General features: G+C 41.2%; 18 protein-coding genes and 1 tRNA gene. 11 read left to right on the top strand and 8 right to left on the bottom strand.

The genetic code is table 11. From position 1 onward, the window contains the following. The first annotated feature begins 7 nt into the window (after nucleotides 1-7). The gene (locus tag P2W73_RS17080; RefSeq protein ID WP_276503296.1) at nucleotides 8-2,158 is read left to right on the top strand and encodes a carboxy terminal-processing peptidase; all 2,151 of its coding nucleotides are present in this window, start codon (nucleotides 8-10) and stop codon (nucleotides 2,156-2,158) included. A gap of 299 nt (nucleotides 2,159-2,457) precedes the next feature. Here P2W73_RS17080 and P2W73_RS17075 read toward each other — a convergent pair whose 3' ends face one another. The 3 genes from P2W73_RS17075 to P2W73_RS17065 all read right to left on the bottom strand — a co-directional run bounded on the left by P2W73_RS17075 (nucleotide 2,458) and on the right by P2W73_RS17065 (nucleotide 6,408). After that, on the bottom strand, nucleotides 2,458-4,323 hold the full coding sequence (locus P2W73_RS17075) for an OstA-like protein (protein ID WP_276503295.1): 1,866 nt from the start codon (nucleotides 4,321-4,323) through the stop codon (nucleotides 2,458-2,460). Between the two features lie 7 nt (nucleotides 4,324-4,330). Beyond that, on the bottom strand, nucleotides 4,331-5,320 hold the full coding sequence (locus P2W73_RS17070) for an MlaD family protein (RefSeq protein WP_276503294.1): 990 nt from the start codon (nucleotides 5,318-5,320) through the stop codon (nucleotides 4,331-4,333). A gap of 122 nt (nucleotides 5,321-5,442) precedes the next feature. After that, nucleotides 5,443-6,408: an N-acetylmuramoyl-L-alanine amidase family protein gene (locus tag P2W73_RS17065; protein WP_276503293.1), complete on the bottom strand. Its 966-nt coding sequence runs from the start codon at nucleotides 6,406-6,408 to the stop codon at nucleotides 5,443-5,445. 117 nt (nucleotides 6,409-6,525) lie between these two features. On the opposite strand from P2W73_RS17065, the gene P2W73_RS17060 reads away from it, so the two are divergent. Continuing rightward, the gene (locus P2W73_RS17060; protein WP_276503292.1) at nucleotides 6,526-9,210 is read left to right on the top strand and encodes a putative LPS assembly protein LptD; all 2,685 of its coding nucleotides are present in this window, start codon (nucleotides 6,526-6,528) and stop codon (nucleotides 9,208-9,210) included. Here P2W73_RS17060 and P2W73_RS17055 read toward each other — a convergent pair. The 3 genes from P2W73_RS17055 to ung all read right to left on the bottom strand — a co-directional run bounded on the left by P2W73_RS17055 (nucleotide 9,207) and on the right by ung (nucleotide 11,352). Continuing rightward, nucleotides 9,207-9,944, bottom strand: coding sequence for a lysophospholipid acyltransferase family protein (locus P2W73_RS17055; RefSeq protein ID WP_276503291.1), 738 nt, complete (start codon nucleotides 9,942-9,944; stop codon nucleotides 9,207-9,209). The genes P2W73_RS17060 and P2W73_RS17055 overlap by 4 nt on opposite strands. Nucleotides 9,945-10,064: 120 nt before the next feature. After that, a complete protein-coding gene (locus tag P2W73_RS17050) occupies nucleotides 10,065-10,649 on the bottom strand; it encodes a GNAT family N-acetyltransferase (protein ID WP_276503290.1) in 585 nt (194 codons plus the stop codon). 31 nt (nucleotides 10,650-10,680) lie between these two features. Beyond that, entirely contained in the window at nucleotides 10,681-11,352 is a 672-nt protein-coding gene (gene ung, locus P2W73_RS17045) for a uracil-DNA glycosylase (protein WP_276503289.1), read from the bottom strand. A gap of 138 nt (nucleotides 11,353-11,490) precedes the next feature. Here ung and P2W73_RS17040 point away from each other — a divergent pair. Further along, nucleotides 11,491-11,564, top strand: a tRNA-Arg gene (locus P2W73_RS17040). Between the two features lie 58 nt (nucleotides 11,565-11,622). On the opposite strand, the gene P2W73_RS17035 is transcribed toward P2W73_RS17040, so the two are convergent. Continuing rightward, the gene (locus tag P2W73_RS17035; protein WP_276503288.1) at nucleotides 11,623-12,570 is read right to left on the bottom strand and encodes a glycosyltransferase; all 948 of its coding nucleotides are present in this window, start codon (nucleotides 12,568-12,570) and stop codon (nucleotides 11,623-11,625) included. A 237-nt stretch (nucleotides 12,571-12,807) separates the two neighbouring features. On the opposite strand from P2W73_RS17035, the gene P2W73_RS17030 reads away from it, so the two are divergent. The 6 genes from P2W73_RS17030 to P2W73_RS17005 all read left to right on the top strand — a co-directional run bounded on the left by P2W73_RS17030 (nucleotide 12,808) and on the right by P2W73_RS17005 (nucleotide 20,404). Continuing rightward, entirely contained in the window at nucleotides 12,808-14,652 is a 1,845-nt protein-coding gene (locus P2W73_RS17030; protein WP_276503287.1) for a BamA/TamA family outer membrane protein, read from the top strand. Nucleotides 14,653-14,802: 150 nt separating this feature from the next. Next, nucleotides 14,803-16,362 carry a histidine ammonia-lyase gene (hutH, locus tag P2W73_RS17025; protein WP_276503286.1) on the top strand — a complete coding sequence of 520 codons (1,560 nt, stop codon included), beginning with the start codon at nucleotides 14,803-14,805 and terminating at the stop codon, nucleotides 16,360-16,362. A gap of 270 nt (nucleotides 16,363-16,632) precedes the next feature. Beyond that, nucleotides 16,633-17,346 (top strand): DUF6515 family protein, encoded by a 714-nt coding sequence (locus P2W73_RS17020; protein WP_276503285.1) that lies wholly within the window; start codon nucleotides 16,633-16,635, stop codon nucleotides 17,344-17,346. Between the two features lie 171 nt (nucleotides 17,347-17,517). After that, nucleotides 17,518-17,946, top strand: a complete 429-nt coding sequence (locus tag P2W73_RS17015; protein WP_276503284.1) for a response regulator — start codon at nucleotides 17,518-17,520, stop codon at nucleotides 17,944-17,946. 204 nt (nucleotides 17,947-18,150) lie between these two features. Then, nucleotides 18,151-19,824, top strand: coding sequence for a urocanate hydratase (gene hutU, locus P2W73_RS17010; protein ID WP_276503283.1), 1,674 nt, complete (start codon nucleotides 18,151-18,153; stop codon nucleotides 19,822-19,824). Nucleotides 19,825-19,924: 100 nt separating this feature from the next. Beyond that, a complete protein-coding gene (locus P2W73_RS17005; RefSeq protein WP_276503282.1) occupies nucleotides 19,925-20,404 on the top strand; it encodes a DUF5991 domain-containing protein in 480 nt (159 codons plus the stop codon). A 70-nt stretch (nucleotides 20,405-20,474) separates the two neighbouring features. Here P2W73_RS17005 and P2W73_RS17000 read toward each other — a convergent pair whose 3' ends face one another. Next, nucleotides 20,475-21,773: an NCS2 family permease gene (locus P2W73_RS17000; protein WP_276503281.1), complete on the bottom strand. Its 1,299-nt coding sequence runs from the start codon at nucleotides 21,771-21,773 to the stop codon at nucleotides 20,475-20,477. A 181-nt stretch (nucleotides 21,774-21,954) separates the two neighbouring features. Here P2W73_RS17000 and P2W73_RS16995 point away from each other — a divergent pair, with 181 nt between their 5' ends. Together P2W73_RS16995 and P2W73_RS16990 are read left to right on the top strand one after the other, a co-directional pair. Continuing rightward, a complete protein-coding gene (locus P2W73_RS16995) occupies nucleotides 21,955-22,788 on the top strand; it encodes a DNA adenine methylase (protein ID WP_276503280.1) in 834 nt (277 codons plus the stop codon). 7 nt (nucleotides 22,789-22,795) lie between these two features. Next, nucleotides 22,796-25,087, top strand: coding sequence for a DGQHR domain-containing protein (locus tag P2W73_RS16990; RefSeq protein ID WP_276503279.1), 2,292 nt, complete (start codon nucleotides 22,796-22,798; stop codon nucleotides 25,085-25,087). The last annotated feature ends 115 nt before the right edge of the window (nucleotides 25,088-25,202 follow it).

Below are 25,202 nucleotides of genomic sequence, written 5' to 3'. Positions count from 1 at the left end.
ATTGAATATGAAGCGACTTCCAATTGTGATCATGATGATTGTGGCAGGCTCATTCCTGGCATTTCAAACTATGGGAACTGGAACAAAGAATCCGCCAAACAAATATGAAGAAATATTGAAACTGGTTGGAAGCATGTTGACCCAGGCGCATTTTAGTCCGCAGGACATAAATGATAATTTTTCCAGGAAGATTTTTTCCAAATACCTGGTTGATCTCGATCCCGAGAAAAATATGTTTTTGCAAAGTGACATCACTTCGCTGCAAAAAAAATACGAAGCAAAAATTGATGATGAAATAAAAGGAGCACCGGTAGAATTTTTCCAGGCTGCTGGCAAGGTGTTTAATACAAGAATGGAAGAAGCGGCAGTTATCTGCAATGATGTATTGGCTAAACCGTTTGACTTTACCATCGATGAGCAGGTAATACTTGATGGCGATAAATTGGAGTATGCCGGCTCCGCAGGTGAAATAAAAGAACGCTGGAGAAAAAAGCTGAAGTACCTGACTTTGGAGCGCTATTCCGATATGCTTGACACGAGGGAGAAGAATAAAGGCAAGGAAGGATTTGTTGCCAAAACAGATGCCGAGCTTGAAACAGATGCTCGTGAAAAAGTGAAAAAGATCATCGACCGGTTGTTTGAACGTTTCCGTTTTAAATTCAATGATGATGACAAGTTCAATGTGTTTGTCAATGCGATTACCAATACAATGGATCCTCATACGGAATTTTTCCCACCGGTAGATAAAAGATATTTTGATGAAGAAATGAGCGGTCGTTTTTTTGGTATTGGTGCACAATTGCAATATGACGAAGGCAATATTAAAGTAAGCAGCATTGTTGCCGGAACACCAGCCTGGAAATCGGGTGAGCTGAAACCGGGTGATATCATTCAGAAGGTGGCACAGGGCAAGGAAGAGCCTGTCGATCTTACCGGTTATTTGGTAACAGACGCAGTAAAATTGATCCGCGGTAAAAAGGGAACTGAAGTTAAACTGACTCTAAAAAAAGCCGATGGTTCGCTTAAGGTTGTTTCACTTATTCGTGATGAAATCGTGCAGGATGAAACATTTGCCCGTAGTGCGATTGTAAAAACTGGTAATTCCAAGATTGGTTATATTTTCTTGCCTGAGTTTTATGCAGATTTTGAAAATGTAAATGGCAATCGCAGCTATATCGATGTGCAAAAAGAAGTCGTAAAATTAAAAGAGCAGAGTGTTGATGGTATCGTGATAGATCTTCGTAACAATGGCGGAGGTTCTTTATATGATGTAGTACAAATGGCAGGTTTGTTTATTGAAGACGGACCAATAGTACAGGTAAAAGACAGGGAAAACAGGCCGCAGGTGTTAAAGGATAAAGACAAATCTGTTTTATATACGGGTCCGCTGGCAGTAATGGTAAACGAGTTTAGCGCATCTGCTTCCGAAATATTCGCGGCTGCCATCCAGGATTATGGACGGGGGGTGGTTATTGGAAGTACTTCCACTTACGGTAAAGGAACCGTGCAGCGCAATATAGGCCTGGATCCTGAAACAGGTTTCTCCATGTCTAATTCGGAACTGGGAACGGTTAAATTGACCTTACAAAAGTTCTATCGGATCAACGGTGGTTCTACTCAGTTGAGAGGTGTTACTTCTGACATAGTTTTGCCAGATCAACTCGAGCACCTGAAGGTGAGAGAAAAGGATAATCCCGATGCATTGCCATGGGATGAGATCAACAAATCGCCTTATTCAGCCTGGAATGCCGGTTATGATTTGAAGGTAATTCAGCAGTTGAGCAACCAACGTATTGAGAACGATCCTGCATTTAAATTAATAAAAGAAAATACCGAGTGGCTGGCCAGCCAGAATGATAAGCAATATTCATTGCAACTGGATAAATACAGAAAAGAGCAAAAACTAATCAGGGCCACATTTACACAAAATGAATCCCTGATGAAGCTAAAAAATGATATCAATCTCTCAGCTCTTCCAGGTGAAACGGATCGCTGGGCAAACGACAAGTCAAAACAGGAACGATTTAACCAGTGGTTGAAAAATTTGAGAAAAGATATTTATCTCGACCAGGCAGTTAAAGTAGTGAATGATGTGATCAGCCAGCAAAACCTGGTGAAAGCAAAAAAAGGCGAGGAGCTGCCGAAGAAGGCTTTTTAATTAATTTAATTCTTGTAGTACACCTGGTGATATTTAACCCTGATAAAGGACAGATATCACCAATTTTTTTACCATTACATTAGGCTTCCTTTCATATAATGTCATAAAACTGCTGTTTGGGTAAGCGAGTAAATAAATTTATGCTTGTTCCTGGCTGAAACTTAAAGTCACTTTTTGCTAAGGCTTTATTTTGCTAATGGTCCTGATGAATGATACTAGCAAAATGAAAGGAATGGTGGTTTGCAAATGTTCAAGAACAGGATAGCTGGTAGAGTGGTTGCAAACTTTCAATAAGAAATTTACTCAAACATCTCATACTTCGTCTTTGGTCTTCGTTCGTCCAGCCATCGAAAACCCTGCAATTGCATTTCCTGGGGGCTTTTTTGTTTGACGGGCCAAATGGTACCGGTAACGGCACTTCGAAATACTACTTTATCCAATTCTTTATTTTCAAAATAAATATCGATGATGTCACACTGCGACTGGTTAATGCCTGTATAGGCGCTGTCATCATCTTGTATATAATAGATGCATTCCGCAAAGGCCTGTGCCCTTACCGAATCAATATTACCGTCAATAAACCATCCATCCATACGGGTGGACTTGATCTGGTTGTAAACATCATCGTCCAACCGGTTAATTAAAAAACTGTTTTCAAAAGCCTCTACCTTATCCGCTTTTTTATTTTTTGTAAACAGATGAATGGTATCGCCTGTGATCTGGCTTTTCTGTGCCCACACTACCGGGTCTTTATATAACCTGAATACAGAATCTTTAAAGGAATAGAACAGGCTGTCACAAACGGATTGCAATGAGTCAGAAAAAATGCGTACATGACTGTAAGCTTCAAAATAGCGATTGGTGCTGTCTTTTTCATTGACAACAAGCTGCCTCCCTTTCGTAGTATCTGCCTCCGGCAATTTGTTCTCCACCGAAATATCCATTGGCTTTTGCAATAAGGAGCTATCGGGCTTGTTGTTTTTGATGCTATCATTCCTGTCGATCACTGCCAACTTTTTTTCCACCGCCATATTTTTCATTACTGAATCCATTCTTATCAACGTATCAGTAATTGCCGCAGTCAAATTGGTGTCAACCGTGGTAATACCTATACTGTCATTTTCATTGATGGCTACTACGTTCGTTCCTTTGATGGTATCTATCTCCAGCGAAGTTTTGCCAAACCTGTCGGTGAGGCGAGCTGAGAAAAGTGTATCGGCCGTAATATAAATGGAGTCTTCCTGTTGCTTGATGATCATAAGTGGTTTACGAGTCGCCAGCACCGCTTCCGTTTTCCGGTTTTGGTAAATCAATCCACCAATGATGGTAGTTCCCTGTGCCGTATCCCTTACAACGGCATTACCCTCGGCCTGGTACATGCCGGTACTATCATCAAATGCAATACGATTGCCAGTGATGAACCGGTTGCCATCAATGATCTCGGGCCGCTGTCCAAATTCTGCTTTGCCAGTTTGCTGGTTATAATAGCCTTCTCTTGTCTTAATGATACGACCACTGCTATCCTTAATGGTAGTTCTGGAAATGAACCGGGTGCTTTGAGTTGTCGTGTTATAAAGTAGGGAGTCGGTATCGATCGTATAAGCCGGATCTTTCAGCAGCACATTTTTTTTAAAATACACATCTTTCAGATCGGCATAATACCAGCCTTCCTGGCTGGTAAGCACCGATTTTTTATTGACCACCTTACCGCCATTTTTGTAAATACCCAGGTTGGTTTCCATATCATATTCCAGGTCGGGAGTGGTAAGCGTCGCTTTGCCATCGGTTAATTTCACGTTGCCGTCCAGGTAGGCCAGCCTCGATTTACTGAGATAGCGAAGATGGTTAGCATAAATATGAGCCGTGTCTGAATCATTGATGTGCACTTTTCCCCAGGCTTCGAATATATTGGTGCGGGAGTTGATTACACAACTATCACAATAAAACAAGGCCGTTCCCTGTCTTAGTTTTACATCGCCCGTTACGATGGTAATCCTTGTACTATCGTCAAGTGTTTGAAACACCAGGTTGCGGGTATTGCTAAGTATATGAACCTTTTTGGTAGTGTCTTCAGCAACGGTGCCGGGACTGTTTTGCGCAAACACCCAATGGCCGTTTAACAGCAGCAATAAAATAAGGAAGGAGGAAAATTTATTGTAATTCATTAGCGACTCACCGGGGAACCGTATCTTTTTTCAGGGGCGAAGTTAAAGCCCCACCTTTATCTTTTTTGCCAAAGATGGATAAATTAACGTAGCGTTTGGGATGCGCACGAAGATCGTCGATCAAAATTTCTGCACTCAGGATCGCATCAGTCAGTTTATTGTACAGTTGCCTGTCATTAATTAAAGCCCCCAGTGAACCATCTTTGCTGGATATCTTGGTAATAGTTGCTTTCAGCTGCGTCATTGCCGCTTGCAATGTATCCATTGTTTGTTGCAGGTCAAGCTTTGATAATTTATCAGTGAATTGTTTTGTATTGGCAACAATGGCGGTAATACTATCATTGTTATTCTTCAGGTTGCCTGTGATAGCATTTACATTATTAAGAGTGGAAGCCAGGGCACTGTTCTGAGGGTCGAGGATTCTGTTTAACGAACTGGTGGCCATATCAAGATTCGCAATGGTATGCTGCAGGTTTCGTTTAGCACCTGCATCAAATAAGGAATTGATGTTTCCAAATACACGGTTTAGCGAATCCAATGAGTTCCTGATTTTTGAGAGGGTGGGAGATACTTCTGCGGACAAGCCACCAAAAAGACCTTCATCTATTCTTGTCTGCATCACATCACCGTCTTTTAAATAGGTGGCAGCATCACCTTTTTCAATAATTATGGAGGAGGAACCTAAACCGCCTAAAGGCGCAGTGATATACGCCACGGAATTGCTGGGGATATTGACATCACGGGTAAGGCTGATGGTTACCTTGATACCGCTAACATTTTTATCCGTTTCTTCCATCGCATACACTGTGCCCACAGTGAGGCCATTGATCTTTACCTCGTTTGATTTGGCCAGTGATCCGAGTTTCGAAAAAACTGCATAGATCTTGGTAGTATTGTTGAAAATGTCTTTGCCCTTTAAAAAATTGAAGCCTATGATGAGCAAGGCGAGGGCCACAACGGTCAATACGCCTACTTTGGTTTCGTTTTTAATCTTCATAATGCCGGTTTCGTTTCCCAGCCGCCAAATTAACTAATTATTTTTAAACGCTTTAGTTACATTTTCTAACATAAAAAAAATGGGTGAAGTCCGTTCACCCATTTTCAACCAATTTCTTATTACTAATTTGAAGTGCTGATGCTTCTTGATTCTATCTTTTGTTTATAGGCTTTAAAAGCATTCACAAGGTCCTCCACCATCTCATCCTGTCCCTTTTCACTGTTAATATATCGTTCATCTTCGGGGTGAGAAATAAAGCCCAACTCTACCAATATACTTGGCATGCCGGTCGCCTGCAATACCCAGATACCAGCATGATTTCTTTGTTTCACTCCACGGCTAAATCTGCCTGAAGCGATAAATTCTTTTTCTACGAGGTCTGCCAGGTTCAGGCTTTTTCTAAAATAATTTTGAGCATAAATAAGCATTCTTGCTTTTTCTGCGGGGTCAGAAGGATCGGGCAATGCTATAGTTAAGGTAGAGTCCTGCTCACCATATTCTTCACCGATCTTATTAACGGCACTTACTTTCGCATCATTTTTACTTACCGCCCAGATATAGGTTTCGGTACCATGTGCAGGATTCGGAGATGTCCAATAACGATATTGGGGAACCTTCTTCGTTACCCTTCTTTTCTTTTTTCCCCTACCCACGTAAGAAGTTACCGATTTATAACCGGCAAATTCTCTATGACGGATATCAGGTGCCGAATTACAATGGATAGCAATAAAAAGATCTCCGCCGGATTCATTGGCCAGGTTAGCACGATATCTCAAGCCTTCGTCTTTGGTTCTTTTATTGCCCGCCATAACATCTGTAGTGCGGGTATAAACAATTTTCAAATCAGGAAACTCTTCCTGCAATGCTTTTCCAAATTTCAGCGAGACTGCAAGACTTACATCAGCCTCGTTAGAAAAACTGCCTCTTGCTCCGGGATCTATTCCCCCATGACCGGGGTCAATGATGAGTGTTTTTATTAGAGCAGCCTTTGGTGATGGCTGTTGGTGTTTACCAGAAAAAGAAAAAAGTAAGATAGAAAGACTGATAGGAAATAGAAACAGGAGACCTCTTTTTATCATTCTTTTCATGTTTATTAATGAGTTATTTTCTAATCTTCACAAATTGTTTAGCATTGAAACATTTACTTTTGTTCCCACACTATGAACAGACTGCGCAAATTTAGTTTAAATATTTTTTTTAAAACAGTGTTAATAGCTGTAATTCTGTTCGTAGTAACGCCGCAATCACAGGCCCAACGTATTCCTCCCAAAGACTTTGACAGTCTTTTAACAAAAAAAGGGGACACCATAAAACCCCGCATTGTTGCACCTAAAGACTCTGTCACCATCATCGCTTCCGACACCATTCCAATCAACGATACGATCCCCGTCAATGATTCAATACAAGTGCAAAAGATAGATACTTTTTCTTTAAAATTATCCAAGGATACATTGAGTGCACCGTTACAATATTATGCGGAAGACTCGGTGGTAGTCATGATAAAATCAAAAAAGATATTCCTGTATGGAAAGACTAAAACTGAGTACCAGGACATCACCCTGACGGCGCCCAAGGTCGCACTTGACCAGGAATCTCAATTACTGACGGCCTATAACAGTAAAGATAGTACGGGTGCGGTATCGGAGGATGCCGTTTTTAAACAGGCGGAAAATGAATTTACCAGTGATACCATTGTGTACAATTTTAAAACGCAAAAGGGTCTCACGAAAAACACCATCACCCAATCCGGTGAAATGTTTGTACATGGCGAACTGGTAAAAAAGGTGGATGCTAATGTAACCTTTGTTAAAAGAGGATTTTTTACTACGTGTAATTTGGATGACCCGCATTTTGGCTTCAGAGCTAATCAGCTAAAAGTGATCAATAAAAAAGTAGCTGTTTCTGGTCCTGCTCATCCTGAATTTGAAGGTGTGCCAATCCCGGTTTATATCCCGTTCGGCTTTTATCCTTTAAGCCAGGGACGCAAGTCTGGTTTATTGCCACCACAGTTTGCCACCAACGAACAATTTGGTCTTGGGTTGGAAGGGCTGGGTTATTACCAGGTGTTTAATCAATATTGGGATACAAAATTTTATGGCAATATTTATTCGTACGGTGGTTGGTCGGCAAATATCAATCCTACTTATCGCAAACGCTATCGCTACCAGGGGTCATTGAATTTTGGTTTGCAAAAGACAAAGCGAAATTTTAAAGGCGATCCGGATTTCTATTCCAACAACAGTTATACACTGACCTGGAGCCATGCTGCAGATGCCCGTGCCAGGCCGGGAACAACATTCTCCGCCAGTGTGAATGCCAGTTCTACCACCTATAATGAAAATGTTCCGAATGATCCAAACCTGAATATCCAAAACCAATTAGGGTCATCCATCAGCTATTCAAAAACATGGGTGGATAAACCGTATAATCTCACGGTAACGGCTAATCATAATCAAAATAACCAAACCCGCCTGGTAAATGTAAGTTTACCGGATGTTGGCTTTACGGTGAGCACACTTTACCCTTTCCAAAGCAAAGAATTTTCAGGATCAAAAAAATGGTATGAACAGCTGGGGATTGCTTACAACGGCAATTTCAGAAACCAGGTTTCCTTCTATGACACTGCTTTTAAAGTCAGCGACCTGATCGATACGTTGCAATGGGGCGCACAACATAATATACCCATCACTTTATCATTGCCACCGATATTAGGCGGAGCTATTGTGGTATCACCGGGTGTAAGTTATTCGCAGGTATGGGTACAACAACGATTGCTACAGGAATGGGATACCGCAGCAAAAAAAGTGGATAGCACGATCGAAAAAGGTTTGTTTATTGACCAGCAGGCTGCCTTTAGTTTAAGTTTTAACACTGCATTATTTGGCACCTATCAATTTAAAAAGTCTGCCATCCGCCATGTGATCCGGCCTACTTTAAGTGCCAACTATAAACCTGATTTGTCAAAAAAATATTATACTAATTTACAGATCAGGGAAGATGGCTATAAGATAATAGCGCCGCAACTCCAGGGCGGCATGTATAGTGGTTATGGTAATGGGAAAAATGGAGGCTTGTCCTTTCAACTGGATAATAACCTGGAGATGAAGGTGCGCAATAAAAAGGATACAACGGGTGAAGAACCTACTAAGAAGATAAGGCTGATCGATGGCTTTGGTTTTTCAACGGCTTATAATTTCCTGGCGCCAAAGTTTAAATTATCGCCGTTTAATTTGTATTTCAGAACGAATCTTTTTGACAAAATTAATATCAATGCCGGCGGCATCTTGAATCCTTATGAATCAGATTCCCTTGGTCAGAATATTGATGAATATGTATGGGAAGATGGAGGCTTCAGTCTCGGCCGTCTTTCATCCGGAAGCATCTCTATGTCAACCACCTTCCAAAGTAAACCAAGAGATGATCAAAAGGACCAGGCCAAAAAAGAACAGATGGAGCAGGATCTAAATGACCCTGTGCTTGCCGGTGACAGGCAAAGATTGTTGGAGTATATGCAGCAAAACCCTGCGGAATTTGTTGATTTTAATATTCCCTGGCAGATTAGCCTTTCTTACTCTTTATATTTCACGCAGCAAATCAAACCGGACTACAGTGGTTTTACAAGCCAGGTGAGGTCTAGTGCCAACTTTAATGGAAGCTTTAGCCTCACACCCAAATGGAACTTTAGTGTCAATGGGTATTATGATTTTGATACCAAAAAATTGCAACAATTCAGTATGTCTATCAATAGGGAAATGCATTGCTGGCAGATGTCAATAAATGTTACACCCATTGGTAGCTATCGCTTTTTCAATTTCACCATTAGTCCCAAATCGGGAATTTTGCAGGACCTTCGAATCAATCGTACCCGTTCTTTCTTTGCTGGTTATTAAGCATTGTGTTTAACAAAATAATCCTTCATTATTTCAAACACCTTTTCTTTTAATTGCCCTGTAGAAATATTATTGGAGTCTACCGGTTCCAAAAAATGCATTTCTAATTTTTGCGGAAGAAAATAAAAAGATTTGTTGACCGGCAAAGCTTTTTTGGTATTAAAAATTAATGTGGGAATAACAGGAGTCTTTGTTTCCACTGCCAGTTTAAACGCTCCATCGTAAAATTTTTTCAATGGCTCTGTCGTCCTGTTGCGGGTACCTTCAGGGTAGATGCACATGTGCATTCCTTTTTTCAAAACGTTTTTCATCTCTTCAAAACTCTGACGACGACTCGTTTCACTTTTTCGGTCAACCAGGACAGATCCTTTTCGATAGTACCAACCAAAGAGCGGTATTTTGGTGAATGATTTTTTAGCGATTGTTTTATTGGCTCCGGGTACAAAAGGACATGAGAGCGGCACATCCAATAACGAGTTGTGATTAAATGTAACAATATAAGTCTTGCCCTTTGCAAAGTTCTTTTTACCGCTGACTGTGACAGGGCAGCCCACTAATGTCAGCCATACCCGCATCCATATTCTCGCCAGCCGGATAAAAATGTCCGTGCCTTTGGGTTCGGGTACCAGGTACATAATCATCGAAGGAATAAACACGATAAGAAAGGTGGCAATAAAACTAATGATGCCCCAGACAGCCCAGATGCGCCCAAATATTTCTTTGAGTAGTTTCATTTTTATGGCTAATTGGTTGATTGGTTAATTGGTTAATCGGGAAAATCCAATAAACTATTTTGCTTTTTTTTGTTGATCGATTAATCAGCCCCCAATAAACTGATAACCCAATAAACTATTTTATTCCATTTCTTTAAAAATAGCTTGTTTTAAGGCTGGCCATTCATCTTTAAGCACACTATAATAGATCGATGAGCGGCGGCGGTTGTTCCACATGGTCATATGACTACGCAGTACACCTTCTTCAATGCCCCCAACATTTCTCAGGCCTTGCCTGGCTCTTTCGTTGAGAACATCGGTTTTGAATTCTACTCTTTCAAAATGCAATGTTTCAAATGCATGCCGCATCATCGAAAACTTCGCATGTTTATTGATGCCGGTGCTGCGAAAATCTTTTCCCAACCAACTCCAGCCGATCTCCAGCCGAAGATCATGATAAGAAATATTGCCCATGCTGCTACTGCCGGCTATTTGGTTGGTGGCCTTGTCAATAATAGTGAAGGCGCGCCTGGTTTCTGCTTTTTTATCTGCAAAGGCCAGGTCCATCCACTTGGTCAACTGTTTTTCATCACCCAGGTTTAATGAAAAATATTGCCACATATCCGGGTCCTGTTTGGCTAGCGCAAGAAAGCTTTCATAATCTTCGCTGGCAATGGGTCGCAGAATGACCCTATTTGTTTCTAATACGAGATCCGGTGGTATCATGTTGAATTTTTTAGTGCGCAAAGTAAACCAATTATAAACTCCAGTCGACGGGATCAATGCCTTTACTCATTAAGTATTCGTTGGCTTTTGAAAAATGTTTACAACCAAAAAAGCCATTGAAAGCCGAAAGGGGGGACGGGTGTGCTGCACGTAAAATCAAATGTTTGTTTTCGTCAATTAACACCCGTTTATCCTGTGCAAATTTTCCCCAAAGAAAAAAAACAACATGCTCTTTCCGGGCGGAAATTATTTTAATAACGGCATCGGTAAATTGAGCCCAACCAATTTTGGAATGACTCATCGGTTCGGACGCTCTAACCGTTAAGGATGCATTTAATAAAAAAACACCATGTTCGGCCCATTTGGTAAGGTTGCCATGATTAGGAATCTTCATTCCAATATCCTCCTGTAGTTCTTTAAATATATTGATAAGTGATGGCGGGGGGGGCACTCCATTTTGGACAGAAAAGCAAAGTCCGTGGGCTTGTCCCGGTCCATGATAGGGGTCTTGCCCAATAATCACCACTTTTACTTTATCAAAGGGAGTAGTGTTGAAGGCATTAAATATTTGGCTGCCGGGTGGGTAGATTGTTTTGCCTTGTAATTTTTCTGTTTTTAAGTGTAACGGAATCTGTTGAAAATAAGGCTTATCAAACTCTTCCTGTAGTATTTCTTTCCAGGAAGGCTCTATCTTAACATCCATCTTTAAGATTGGTTTGGCTGCAAGCTAAAAAAAATATGTAGTGTACCCGAAGTAATGTTCAGATAGGTAAATAAAAAGTCATTGTTCTTTTTTCTGATAAGCGGCGAAGTGGTATATTTGCGCCCTGCTTTAAAAAATGGTCCGGTAGCTCAGCTGAATAGAGCAATTGCCTTCTAAGCAATAGGTCATTGGTTTGAATCCAATCCGGATCACAAAAAAGCGAACCTGTACTGAGGTTCGCTTTTTTTATACCAATACATTTTCCATTCACTATATGCTATATTTTTCCAGGAATAGAAGCATTTCCTCGAATGCGCCACTGCCAAGAATAATGTTGAGAATTTTGTAGATAGCCCTGTACGGCATCGAATAAGGTCTTACGAATTGCCGGATCACTTTTTTTTCCAGCCGGACAGGAACATCAAAATTGATAGCCGTGCAATCGGTTTTGTCCAGCTTTGTTTCAAAGCGGTTGAATTTTTCTTTAGTATGCGTGGAATCGGCTGAGTCATAGCCAATGTTTTTTATTTTTGAAACCACAGGATGTACAGAGTAAAGGTCGTATTTGAATTGATGATAACACCAGCGGATGGCCCAGGAACTGATTTTGCCTTTTACTTGTTTGGTGAGTAGTCCCGTCATATCAGAGCCCATCCTGTTAAATGCCCTGCGGGTAGAGCGGCTTCGCATTAGCGCTGAATAATCTTTTACTTCCCAATCAATTTCTTTCCACCGGTCAATCCAGGTACCCCAACCGCAGGAATTGGCCCGTTGCGTAAAGTACACACTGTTTTCATCCAGTCCCTTTATCGGGATACTAAAGCCGGTAATCGAAAATATCTTTGGATTGTTTTGGTAATAGTCAAGCCCCTCATTCATGTACACCAGGAAATTGTGGCTGGTAACCAGGTCGTCTTCCAGCACAATCACTTTTTCATATTTATTGATCACCGCTGTTACTCCGTTGATAATGGAATTTGCCAGTCCTTTATTGCCGCGAGCTTCAAATATGAATACGTTTTTAAAGCCAGTGATGGTTTTTAGGTAATCTCTCACGGCAAGGATAGCCGCCTGGTCCTCCTGCTTTTTAGCGCCATCAGAAAAAATATAAAGTTCACTTTCGGAAGCAAGGTAATTTTGTTGCAACGATTCCACGGTTTGCTTAAGGGTATCAAGTCTTTTGTAGCAGAAAAGAACGATGGGAGCAAGCGTTTTCATAAAAACTGTTTGCAAAAGATTTAAAGATGGATACCAACAAAGGTTGTTTAAATTTAATGATTAAAGCCTTACTATGCAAATTCTTATCGCCAGAACGAATTAGTTACACTTTATAATTTAGGACGCCTTCCTATAAAAGATCGATTTTTCAAACTGAATAAACCTTATTGCGTTTGCAGGCTTGTACCTAATTTAGCCAATGGCATCCCGTTTGTATTTTATATGGAAACAGCTACTATGCGCCACAACAATTATTTGCGAAGATCATCGTCGGTAGCTGTTGTATTATTCATTTCTATTGTATCATTTGGTCAAATAGATTCAACCAAACCGCATTCTCTCGATAGCCTTATCCGCCGGCAAAAAGGAATCATAGGTCAGCTGGCAAAAAACCTGCTAACAGATACTTTCGAAATTGATCCGGGATTATTGAGAAACGATATTCCCTTTCAACGATACAAGGACCGGGTGATACGGAATATAAGAATACAGGTGCTGCCTTTTGGTGTGCCCATTGCTGACACGACCCAAAAAACCGAAAAAGAGCTGAGGGGGATTAAAAAGCTGGCGAACAAACTTCACCGCCAGTCAAGGGACTATGTCATCCGTAATAACCTGTTCTTTTCAGAAAATGAAAAATTATCACCTTATGTAATGGGTGATAATGAAAAGCACCTGCGTGACCTGCCCTTCCTGCAGGATGCAAAGATCAGGGTAGTGCCGGTGAGGGGTAGCCGTGATTCCGTTGATATCATTGTTCTTTCAAAAGACGTATTGTCGATAGGTGGAAGCTTCCGGTTACACAATGCAGAAAGTCTTTCTCTCCGGGCAAAAGAAGATAATTTCTTTGGCTGGGGCGATCGCTTTCAATTGGAAAGCTTGTTTGACATGAAACGAAAAGAAAAATTTGGACAGGGTTTCGAGTATATCAAACGAAATATCTACGGAACCTTTGTCGATGGTTCTGTCGGCTTTCTCAACTTTAATAAGTCATTTAGCAATGGGGAACGGGAAGAAGAAATTGCCTACGTTCGTTTTGCCCGGCCATTGGTCAATCGCTATATGAAGTGGACCTATGGCTCCGAAATGGAAATGCATGAAACAAAAAATTATTATAACACAGACTCGCTGTATGATTCGGATTTCAAATACAAATATCGCCTCATGGACGCCTGGGTAGGGTATAACCTGGATGCAGGCTACCGCAAAGACAATGACCGGTGGCGCCGGTTAATTGGCCTGAGAGTAGTAAACAAAGATTTCCCGGTCAAACCCCTGAAGTATGCCAATGAATATTACTATAGTTACGCAGACCTGCAGGCGGTACTGGGAAGTTTCTCCTTTTTCAATCAAAACTTTTATAAGACCCGGTATATTTATGGCTTTGGAAGAAACGAAGATGTGCCGGAAGGTATAGAAGCTTCTTTTACGGGCGGGTACACTAAGAAAAATGGCCGTGAAAGGCCTTTTGCCGGTGTTAGTTTTACGAGATATTATTTCAATCCCAGCCTGCACTATTTCAATTATAACCTTCGTGCAGGAACATTTTTTTATAAAGATAAATTCGAAGATATTGACCTGTTGGCAGGACTGGATTATATCAGTCGGCTGCATTATATGAAAGGAAAATGGAAACAACGCTTTTTTTTCAGCATCAGTGCTACACGGCAAATCAACAGCTTGCTGAGTGAGCCGCTTCGGCTGGAAAGTGAATTTGGCCTACCCGATTTTAAAAACAATAACGAGTCCGGCAATACCCGTTTTTCATTCAAAGGTGAAACCGTTTTTTATAGTCCCTGGTCCTTATTACTTTTTCGTTTTGCGCCCTTTGCTTTTGGCAATGTTTCTTATTTGAACCTTAAAACAGAAAATGTTTCGGATCCGAAATTATATTCATCCATTGGTGGTGGCGTTCGAATCCGGAATGAGAGTTTGATCTTCGGCACCACCGAATTCAGGGGCATGTACTTTCCGCGGAAAAATTTTCGCAATGAAAGCTGGCGCATTGAAGTCAACACCAGTATCCGGTTTAAATACAACCAGGAGTTCATCAAACGGCCGGAATTTGTCAGGGTGAACTAGTGAATTGTGAATAGTGAGTAGTGAGAAGTGAAAGGTAGAAAAGTGAAAAGGAAATAGTGAGTTTTCATTTCTGGTTGGAAAAAGTTTGCATACGAAAGCTGCTTGTTTCATTTTTACCCGAATCATTTACTTTTGATCATTCTAGAAATTATGACTAACGATTTTAATTACGGCGTAGATCAATTAACGATTGCCACAGTAATAGATATAGCCTCAGAAAAAACAAAAGCTGTCCTCAACGAAACAGCCATCCGCAACATCGAGGCAAGCCATCAATCGGTAAAAGAAATTGTAGAAAGCAACAGAACGGTGTATGGGGTCAATACAGGTTTTGGCATTCTCGCCAATACTTCGATCTCGGATGAAGACACAGCGACCTTACAATATAAAATATTACAAAGCCACAGTGTAGGAGTAGGGGAGGCTATCCCTAAAGAGATTGCGAAGATCATGCTCATCACTAAAGTGCATGCACTGGCACAAGGCTTTAGTGGCGTTCAACTTCAAACATTGCAACGCATTCTCTGGCATATTGAAAATAACATTATCCCGGTAGTGCCGGAGAAAGGCAGTGTGGGAGCCAGTGGTGACCTGGCGCCCTTATCACATTTATTTCTTCCGCTGATCGGGTTGGGAAAAGTTTTTTATAAAGATGAAGTGAAGGACACCGCAGCAGTATTGCAGGAAATGAATTTGTCACCCATCCATCTCGGACCAAAGGAAGGCCTGGCATTGATCAATGGTACACAATTCATTTTAGCTTTTGCCGTCAAAGCAGTGCAGCGTATGCATAATTGCCTGGAAGCGGCAGACATCATTGGTGCGATGAGCCTTGAAGCCTTAACAGGAACCAAAGCTCCTTTCGATGAACGATTGCATCAACTGCGTCCATTTGCCGGCAATCAATTAGTAGCGCAGCGGCTGCGATTGTTGTTACATAACTCTGCCATTATGCAAAGTCATATTGATTGTGGCCGGGTGCAGGATCCCTATTCGCTGCGTTGTATGCCACAGGTGCATGGCGCATCAAGGAATGCCTGGCTGCATTTAAAGGAATTGACGGAAACGGAGCTCAATGCGGTGACGGATAATCCCATCATATTTTCTGCCAATGACACTATCAGCGGCGGCAACTTTCACGGCCAGCCTTTAGCCTTGCCATTGGATTATGCTTGTTTTGCAGCGGCTGAAATTGGAAACATCTCTGACCGGCGTTGTTATTTGTTACTCGAAGGAAAATGGGGACTTCCCATGCTGCTGATGAAAAATGTGGGGTTAAACAGCGGCTTCATGATTCCGCAATATACCACCGCAGCATTGGTCACAGAAAATAAAACCCTGTGTTTCCCCGCCAGTGCGGATAGTATTCCTACATCATTGGGACAGGAGGATCATGTAAGCATGGGCAGCATCAGCGGCAGAAAATTGAGTAAAGTATTAGACAATCTCGAGTTTATATTAGCTATTGAGTTATTAAGCGCATCACAGGCTATCGAGTTTCGCCGGCCGCATAAAAGCAGCGAGATACTGGAGTTTGCACATGACTATGTACGCAGGCATGTCGGCTTTGCGGAAGAAGACAGAATTTTTGCAGATGACATTAATAAAATCAAAAATATCATCAGCGATTTCAGCTTTGTGCATAAAGTAAATGAATTTGCAACCGGTATAAGTATAGAACTGAACAAAGGCTTTGAATCATTTGTCTGAACGTCTGAACTGGGAACCATGAGATGTGTGGGATTTTTGGGATAATAAATAAACCTATACCACAGCTTCAGGGATTACCAGGTGCATGTATAAATATTTGTTGTATTGCCAGCTCCACAATTTTCCTGCTAAAATCTCTATCCCCATAATCCCAGTAATCCTGTCAATCCCGGTTCAGACAATTTGTTAAATTCTTTCTTATCCGGCTTTGTTTAAGAATCTTTTTAAACTAGCTTTTCTACATTTAGTCTGTAATTAAAACCGAATTATATGCGATCACTAATTCTACGTTCTTTCTCCATAACAGCCATCGCCTTATTATTTATCCAGGATGCTGAAGCACAGCGTGGCCGTGGATATTACCGTCACTATGGCTATGGTCCCTACCGCGGGCAACGGGTTGTTCATATTGGCGGACCAAGAGTTGTTATCCCTTATGGCGGTATCAGCTTCCATTATTCCAATGGTTATTATTATCGTCCTTATAGCAATTATTTCAGGGTAGTGGCTCCACCTATTGGTATACACATCAATATTTTGCCACGTGGTTACCGCAGAGTTTATGTCAGGGATGTTCCTTACTATTATTATGGCGGCACATACTATCGCCCAGGCGGCAGGCCCGATGAATATGAAGTAGTGGATGCTCCATTGGGTGCTTCTGTACCTGATCTGCCCAACGGCGCAAAAGTGGTTGTCATCAACGATCAGAAATATTATGAGCTCGACGGCACTTATTACAAAGAAGAAATCAGGGATAATGATGAGATATGGTACACCGTTGTTGGCAAGAATGGTAAGTTGAATACGGATGAAGAGTACGAAGATGATGCGCCCTATATTGGCGATACAGTCAATGAATTACCACCTAATTGTAAAACAGTGGTGGTAAATGGCAACCGGTATTATGTTTCTCCCGATGATGTATATTATGAGGAAATCGGTTCGGGTGACAACATCCGCTACAAGGTAGTAGGCAAGTAAGTTTCTGCTTTATTATGGAATATTTCAATGGCTCTCCACCCCGGTGGAGGGCTTTTTTGTTGTGATGTTTCCCCACATTGAGTAACAACCTGCGTCGATTACGCTGTAAATTTAATGGCACTATTGTAGCGGTTTAAATACCTGGTGCAATGCACTTATAAATCGCATACCATGATCAACGACGGACCGATCGTAGTTATTGATGATGACGAAGACGATCATGAAATAATGCAACTCGCCGTAAAGGATCTCGGAATCGTGAACAAGCTGATTTTCTTTACCAGGGCTGCTGATGCATTTGAATACCTGCAAACAACCCGGGACAAACCTTTGGTGATCTTCAGCGACGTCAACCTTCCGCAGCAAAGTGGTGTCGAATTCAAACGAAAGATCGATGATGAACCATACTTACGGGAGAAAAGTATTCCCTTTATTTTCTTCTCCACCTTCATTGATCGCAGAACCGTTGATATTGCATATAAGGAATTAACTATCCAGGGCTATTTTCGAAAAAGCAGCAGCTTCCAGGAATATAAAGAGACCATTAAGCTGGTCATTGATTACTGGTGTGTCTGCCAACATCCCAACTCATTTACCTAATCAATCATCGCTAAATCCGCATTACCCTTCAGCCATTTTGTCTTTTGCCAAAAAGATATTTCTTTGCCTCTTTGTAATTATCAAAGCAGTCTTTAATTACGACCAAACATATTCGTTGAGATGAAAATCCCTCTTTGCATCTTTGCTCCTTTTATAACTTTGCGTGAAACTCTTAGCCCCCTAATCCAAAAAATCCCATAAATCATGGTTCAGACCACATACGACGCCATCAAATACAAAACACCCACGGGCAACGATCTTACCTGTAAAGGCTGGATACAGGAAGCTGCATTAAGAATGCTGCTCAACAATCTCAATCCCGAAGTGGCGGAGCGACCCGATGAGCTCATTGTATATGGCGGTCGTGGTAAAGCGGCCCGCAACTTTGAAGCCCTTGACAATATCATCAAAGCGCTCAAAGTACTGGAGAATGATGAAACGCTGCTGATACAAAGCGGGAAACCGGTGGGCATTATGAAAACACATAAAGATGCTCCGCGGGTACTCATCAGTAATAGTCAACTTGTACCCAACTGGGCCAACTGGGATCATTTTGACGAACTGGAAAAGAAAGGCCTGATGATGTATGGCCAGATGACCGCCGGCTCCTGGATCTATATCGGCAGCCAGGGCATCGTGCAGGGTACTTATGAAACCTATGCGGCTATTGCTGAAAAATATTTTAAAGGTACACTCAGGGGCACACTTAACGTTACCGCCGGGCTTGGTGGTATGGGAGGTGCACAACCACTGGCTATCACCATGAATGAAGGTGTGGCATTGATTGCAGAGGTGGAAGCGTGGCGCATTGATAAGCGCATTGCTTCAAGATACCTCGATGTAAAGATCACCGATATTGATGAAGCCATAGACCAGGCACTCAAAGCAAGGGCAACCGGCAAGGCCATCAGCATCGGTGTAGAATGCAATGCCGTTCATTTGCTCAAGCGGATGGCCGAGCGCAACATTGTTCCCGATACACTCACAGACCAAACGTCGGCGCATGACCCGCTTATGTACTGGCCGCATGAGATGAGTTATGAATACGCCAAAGTATTACGGGGCGAAAATCCCAAACAGTATATCGACTATGCTTATAATTCCATGCTGCTGCATGTGCAACTAATGTTGGAATTGCAAGACAAAGGTGCTATCACCTTTGATTATGGCAACAATATCCGGGCAAGGGCGCAGGAGCGGGGTTTACAAAATGCTTTTGACTTTCCCGGGTTTGTACCGGCTTATATAAGGCCTCTCTTCTGTGAAGGAAAAGGTCCTTTTCGTTGGGCGGCGCTTAGCGGCGATCCCAATGATATTGCGGTGACCGACGAGGTGATCATGAAGATGTTTCCCGATAATAAGGGGCTGATCCGATGGATGAAGATGGCCAAAGAAAAGATCGCCTTCCAGGGATTGCCGGCACGTATTTGCTGGCTCGGCCAGGGTGAAAGGGAAAAAGCTGGCCTTGCTTTTAATGAATTGGTGCGAAGCGGGAAAGTAAAAGCCCCGATTGTGATTGGCCGTGATCATTTGGATACCGGTTCCGTTGCTTCACCCAACAGAGAGACAGAATCGATGCTCGATGGCAGTGATGCGGTAGCTGACTGGCCCATCTTAAATGCATTGGTGAATACGGCCGGTGGCGCATCCTGGGTTTCTTTACATCATGGTGGTGGAGTAGGGATGGGCTATAGCATCCATGCAGGAATGGTCATTGTAGCCGATGGTACCGACGATGCCGAAGCAAGATTAAAGCGTGTATTGCGAAATGATCCGGGCATGGGTGTAATTCGGCATGCGGATGCGGGTTATGAGATAGCTAAAAAGACAGCGAAAGACTATGACTTAGACATAGTCGATAAATTGGCGAGAGACTAAAGCGGTGGAAGTTCCGATCATTGCGTCGGGAATATGAGATAGCTTAATTTACCTTCGATTATCTTTCATAATGAGGTTTCTACAATAAGTTTGACTACATATGCAAAACAAACGTTCCCGGCTTGTGTGGAGTTACTTAATAATTCTTGTTATAATAGGATGTTCGGAAAGCAACAAACTTGATTCATGGCTGGGAGATTACAACTATAGCGAACCGCCAATTAAATCTTTGGCTGGTTACAATATGGTCATGTCATGGGATCTATCAGTTAACAAGATCGATAAATTTTATAAGGCCATCTTAAATGTGAATGGCCAGCAAACGACTTTTTCTTTGTTAAATGACCTGAAAGGCAACGATTCGACACTCTACGTAATATATGACCAATCCTTGTCCGGAATGAAACAAAGCCTACAAAAAGGAGATACATTATTTGTGCTATCGAAAGCAGCAATTGGAGTTAAGACAAAATGGACGGAGCTATCGCCAATACTTTCAGGGCAACCGCCAAAAGAATGCAATTGTTTTGTTTTTACCGGCGTCAATGAAAATAATAACATACTTCGAGTATCCCGATAAAATCAATTTTCATTTATATTCCGTGGGGTTTTGACAACACTTCAGCAGTACACAATTATACATTTTCTAGTTATTCCATCAGCAACGCCAGCACACAAAACACATCGATCACCAACAGCGTCCACGAAACATCTTTTCGTTTACCCGCCGCCAGTTTCACAATGGTCCAGCTTAGAAAACCCCAGATGATGCCCTGGGTAATGGAATATGTAAAGGGTATCACCACCATGGCAATAAAAGCAGGGATGGCTTCATCGGTGGTAAGCCAGTTGATCTTGGTGATGGGCCGCAACATAAACGCACCGACCAATACCAATGCAGGTGCGGTAGCAATGGCCGGTACCATGCTCAGCAGGGGAGCCAAAAAAAGAAAAGGAAGAAAGAGCACGGCCGCCACAACAGCCGTCAAACCCGTACGGCCACCTTCTTCAATACCTACGGCCGATTCGATATAGGCGGTGCCGGGACTGCTGCCAACAACACCGGCAATGGTGGTGGCCATGGCATCGGTGATCAATGCTTTTTTTATATTTCGCGGATCACCATTTTCATCCAGCAGGTTGGCCGCTTCGGTTAACCCGACTAATGTAGATAAGCTGTCAAACAGGTCGGTGAACACAAAAGCAAAGATGACAGGTAACACACTCCATTGTAACGAACCTAATAAATCCAATTTACCAACGAGGCTAAAATCAGGCGCCGCTACCACGCCTTTGAAGTTGACAACGGTTTCGCCGCTCCACCAGCGGCCAATACCTGCGGCCAGCAGTGTTGTTACAATGATGCCGATGAGAATAGCGCCTTTTATTTTTTTGACCAGCAGGATAGCGGTAAGCAATACACCGGCAACAAAGATGATCAGCGTTGCATTCAACGATGCGTGACCAATCAGCGTCGCTTCATTCCTGATCACAAAGCCGCCGTTTACCAAACCGATAAGGGTGATGAATAAGCCAATGCCCGCCGCTATGGCATAGCGCAATGGTTTGGGTATGGCTTTGACGATATAAGTGCGGATATTAAAAACAGATAAGAGCAAAAAGAAAATACCCGACCAAAACACGGCGCCCAATGCCGTTTGCCAGGGCACCCCCATTCCAATCACTGCTGTGTAAGTAAAAAATGCATTCAGCCCCATGCCCGGCGCCACTACAATCGGGTTCTTTGCATATAATCCCATCAACAGCGAACTAAAAAAACAAACCAGCACCGTAGCCGTCAATACACCACTAAATGGCATACCTGTTTGACTGAGGATGGTGGGGTTTACTACGATGATATAGGCCGTGGCCAGGAAGGAAGCGATACCGGCGAGGATTTCGGTTTGGAGACTAGTCTTGTGGTGTTGGAGATTAAAGTAGAAGCGCATGATTAAAGATAAAGCCAATCAGTCGCAAATTGAGGCGTATTATCTTGCTTTAAAAGGCCCTTACGCAAGGGGTTTATCTATTTTATCAAAATAGGTGGATACTCCTGCCAGCCAGTTTATTCAGACAGTGTTAGTAAATGTAATTGAATTGCAATTTGAAATATAATTACTTTGAATTTATATGCAATTGAAGATAGTAGACGAACCACCGGTTACAAAAGCCAGCCCCTTTTTAAGATGGGCTGGAGGCAAAAAATGGTTTCTTAAACATATTAGTAGTCAACTTCCCAATAATTTTCAGAATTATCACGAACCATTTTTAGGAGGAGGAGCTGTCTTTTTTAATACTGAAAATCAAAAAAGAAATTATTTATCGGATCTTAATGAAGAATTGATAAACACATACATTGAAATCAGAGATAATGTTGGAAAAGTAATCTCACAATTGAAGCGGTTTAAAAACACAGAGGAAGAATATTACAAAATTAGAAGCAGAACTTTTAAGGAAACATATGCAAAAGCCGCCCAATTTATCTATCTAAATATGACTTCTTTCAATGGTATTTATAGGGTGAATAGGCAAGGCAACTATAATGTACCCTACGGATACAGATTTACTATAGATTTTGTCCAAGAGGATATTTTAATATTAGCTAATCAAAAATTAAAGAATGCTATATTAAAACATCAGGATTTTGAGCAATCCTTGCAAGTCGTCAAAAAAAATGACTTTGTTTTTATAGACCCCCCATACACTGTTGCCCACGAAAACAATGGTTTTATCCTTTATAATCAAAAACTCTTTTCGTTAGAGGATCAATATAGGTTAGCAGAATGCTTAAAAAAATTAACCTCTGTCGGAGCATACTTCATTATGACAAACGCCTATCATTCTAAAATCAATGAAATCTACAAAGGTGTTGGAAGCTTTAATATTTTGGATCGAAAAAGTTTAATAGGTGGAAAAGGAGCAAAACGAGATACTATAAGAGAATATATAATTAAAAATTATTAGGCTATTAATGATTGAGAATATTGAAAAATACGAAAGTCTAACTGGTTTAGCAAGATTACGTTTTAAACATTTCATCACCAAAGCTATTCATAAAGCAGATTTGGATAAATTTAAATCTGAAGGGTGGGAATATGTCAAAAATTTAAAAACCAGTATTCAAGTTAGAAAAGAGAAACCGCACAATGAGTTATTAGAAGATAGGGTTTGGAGTCTTTTTTATAAAATGAAATTTCCTTATCTCTCGACAGACAAAGGAGCAAAACTCGTTTTGAATCCGAAAGACTCAAATGGCATTAAATCCCAAATTGATCTTCTTGCAATTGATAAGGAAATTGCTTTAGCTGTAGAATGTAAATCTTCAACAGAATATAAAAGAAGGCCTCAATTCCAAGAAGAACTGGGGAAATTCGTTCAAATAAAAGAACCCCTAACTAAGGCGATAAAGTCCAAATACTCCGAGGAAGGGACAAAAAAGCAAGTAGTTCTTGTTATGTTTTTTAATAAAATAATTCTGAGCGATAATGATAAGGAACGTGCAAAAAAATCAAATGTTATTTTATTTGATGAGAAGGATTTGGCATATTATGAAAACCTGGTTGGTCACCTTGGCCCTGCTGCTAAGTATCAAGTTTTAGCAGATATGCTTCCTGGTAAGGATGTTCCTGGACTCACGATTCGAATTCCAGCAATAAAAGCTAAGATGGGTGGCTATAATTGTTATTCATTTTCCATATCGCCGGAGTACCTGTTAAAAGTTTCTTATGTCTCCCATCGATCGAAAGGCAAAGCTTCAGACATAAATACCTACCAAAGAATGTTAGCAAAGGCAAGGCTAAAAAAAATTAAGGAGTATATCAGTGACGATGGAATTTTTCCAACCAATATCATTCTAAATTTTGAGAGGGGAAGATTGAGTTTTGAAAAAATTAAGCAAACCACGGATGTCGATGATAATTTAGAAGTAGGGGTTCTTGGGTGGCTTGACATACGACCTGCATATAAATCCGCTTGGATAATTGATGGACAGCATAGACTATTTGCTTATTCCGGTCATGAAAAAGCTTTAAAAAGTAAATTAGTGGTTCTTGCTTTTGAAGGACTCAAGCCTAGCAAACAAGCTGAATTATTTATTGATATAAACGCAAAACAAAAGAGTGTTAAACTTTCATTGTTGCAGGAGCTTTTTGCTGAATTACATTGGGATGCAGAAGATCCATCCATTAGAATAAGCGCAATAATCTCAAAAGCCATACAGGATTTAAATAATGATCCCGAATGCATGCTTTATCAACGGATTCAAAGTACAGATGGTCAGAGGGATGAAATTCGATGTATTACCTTAACGAGTTTATTTGGACAAATTGAGAAGAAAGGATTTTTTATTGTACGTGAAAAGCACGGAAGCATCATCGAATATGGTCCACTTTGGGGTGGGGATGAAAACGAAGTCACTTTAAAAAGGACAAAGGCTATTATTAAAGCGTGGATCAATATAATTGCAGGATCAAATAAGGACTGGTGGAATATCGGATCGGGCGAGGGTGGAGGATTGGCCATGAACGACGGACTTGCATCTTTAATATCGGTTTTAAGAAGTGTGTTTGAGTTCTTGGAATCAAAGGGCTACAAGTTCTTAAGATACTCAGATGCAGAAGTAGTAGAAGTTATAAAGCCTTACGGAGAGGCGTTGGGCAAATATTTATCTACTTTGGACGAAAGTAAAAGAAAAGCGTTTAGAGATTTGCGTGGCGTTGCAGGTGTTACTTTCAGAACGCGACAATGCCAACAAGGAATTAGATTACTAAAAAGTGATTTTTCCCCAGATGGCTTAGATGAGTGGATTAATCTTCAGAAGCAACAAACAAATAAGAGTGCAAAGGAAATAATCGATGTTATTGAAGTAAAGTTGCAGAAATATATAATTAATGAGTTAAAAGATCAATTTGGCAACGATAGTGATGTTTGGTGGTATGAAGGAGTTCCCAGCTCTATTAGGTCAAAGGCTACTGCGAGAATGGAAGATGATAAAAATAGGCGTGGAGGAAAAGAATATTATTTTGACCTCATTGATTACAGAAAAATTGTTTCAGACAATTGGGAGTTGTTTGAAAAAATGCTAGGGTTCGGTAAAGGGGGTAAAGATAAAAGAACTGAATGGATAGAATTTATAAATGAAACGAGGAAGATTGTTGCTCATGCTTCCTCTGGAAAGACGGTTAGTATTGAAGATTTTGCAAGGCTTGAAGAGTATTATAGATGGTTTCAAGCGCAAATGAGTGAACCATTAAGTTTTGAATGATTTCAAAGCATTGCAAAAAGCGGTAATATGGCGATTAACAAATTGACTTGAACAAAATAAAAAGTGACGCACAAAAAAGCATCACTTTAACAAGCTTGAAATATTTGTTTAAACC

The sequence above is a fragment of the Terrimonas pollutisoli genome (genome assembly GCF_029360765.1).
In the GTDB taxonomy this organism is placed as follows: domain Bacteria; phylum Bacteroidota; class Bacteroidia; order Chitinophagales; family Chitinophagaceae; genus Terrimonas_B; species Terrimonas_B pollutisoli.
This window is presented reverse-complemented; position numbering and strand designations above follow the sequence as displayed.

Excerpts from the sequence above, each read along its gene's own strand:
- P2W73_RS17065 (WP_276503293.1), bottom strand. The coding sequence starts at position 6,408 with ATGAAAAGAATGATAAAAAGAGGTCTCCTGTTTCTATTTCCTATCAGT.
- P2W73_RS17000 (WP_276503281.1), bottom strand. The coding sequence starts at position 21,773 with ATGCGCTTCTACTTTAATCTCCAACACCACAAGACTAGTCTCCAAACC.
- P2W73_RS16995 (WP_276503280.1), top strand. The coding sequence starts at position 21,955 with ATGCAATTGAAGATAGTAGACGAACCACCGGTTACAAAAGCCAGCCCC.
- P2W73_RS17005 (WP_276503282.1), top strand. The coding sequence starts at position 19,925 with ATGCAAAACAAACGTTCCCGGCTTGTGTGGAGTTACTTAATAATTCTT.
- hutH (WP_276503286.1), top strand. The coding sequence starts at position 14,803 with ATGACTAACGATTTTAATTACGGCGTAGATCAATTAACGATTGCCACA.
- ung (WP_276503289.1), bottom strand. The coding sequence starts at position 11,352 with ATGGATGTTAAGATAGAGCCTTCCTGGAAAGAAATACTACAGGAAGAG.
- P2W73_RS17035 (WP_276503288.1), bottom strand. The coding sequence starts at position 12,570 with ATGAAAACGCTTGCTCCCATCGTTCTTTTCTGCTACAAAAGACTTGAT.
- P2W73_RS17075 (WP_276503295.1), bottom strand. The coding sequence starts at position 4,323 with ATGAATTACAATAAATTTTCCTCCTTCCTTATTTTATTGCTGCTGTTA.
- P2W73_RS17015 (WP_276503284.1), top strand. The coding sequence starts at position 17,518 with ATGATCAACGACGGACCGATCGTAGTTATTGATGATGACGAAGACGAT.
- P2W73_RS16990 (WP_276503279.1), top strand. The coding sequence starts at position 22,796 with ATGATTGAGAATATTGAAAAATACGAAAGTCTAACTGGTTTAGCAAGA.
- P2W73_RS17055 (WP_276503291.1), bottom strand. The coding sequence starts at position 9,944 with ATGAAACTACTCAAAGAAATATTTGGGCGCATCTGGGCTGTCTGGGGC.
- P2W73_RS17050 (WP_276503290.1), bottom strand. The coding sequence starts at position 10,649 with ATGATACCACCGGATCTCGTATTAGAAACAAATAGGGTCATTCTGCGA.
- hutU (WP_276503283.1), top strand. The coding sequence starts at position 18,151 with ATGGTTCAGACCACATACGACGCCATCAAATACAAAACACCCACGGGC.
- P2W73_RS17020 (WP_276503285.1), top strand. The coding sequence starts at position 16,633 with ATGCGATCACTAATTCTACGTTCTTTCTCCATAACAGCCATCGCCTTA.
- P2W73_RS17030 (WP_276503287.1), top strand. The coding sequence starts at position 12,808 with ATGCGCCACAACAATTATTTGCGAAGATCATCGTCGGTAGCTGTTGTA.
- P2W73_RS17070 (WP_276503294.1), bottom strand. The coding sequence starts at position 5,320 with ATGAAGATTAAAAACGAAACCAAAGTAGGCGTATTGACCGTTGTGGCC.
- P2W73_RS17080 (WP_276503296.1), top strand. The coding sequence starts at position 8 with ATGAAGCGACTTCCAATTGTGATCATGATGATTGTGGCAGGCTCATTC.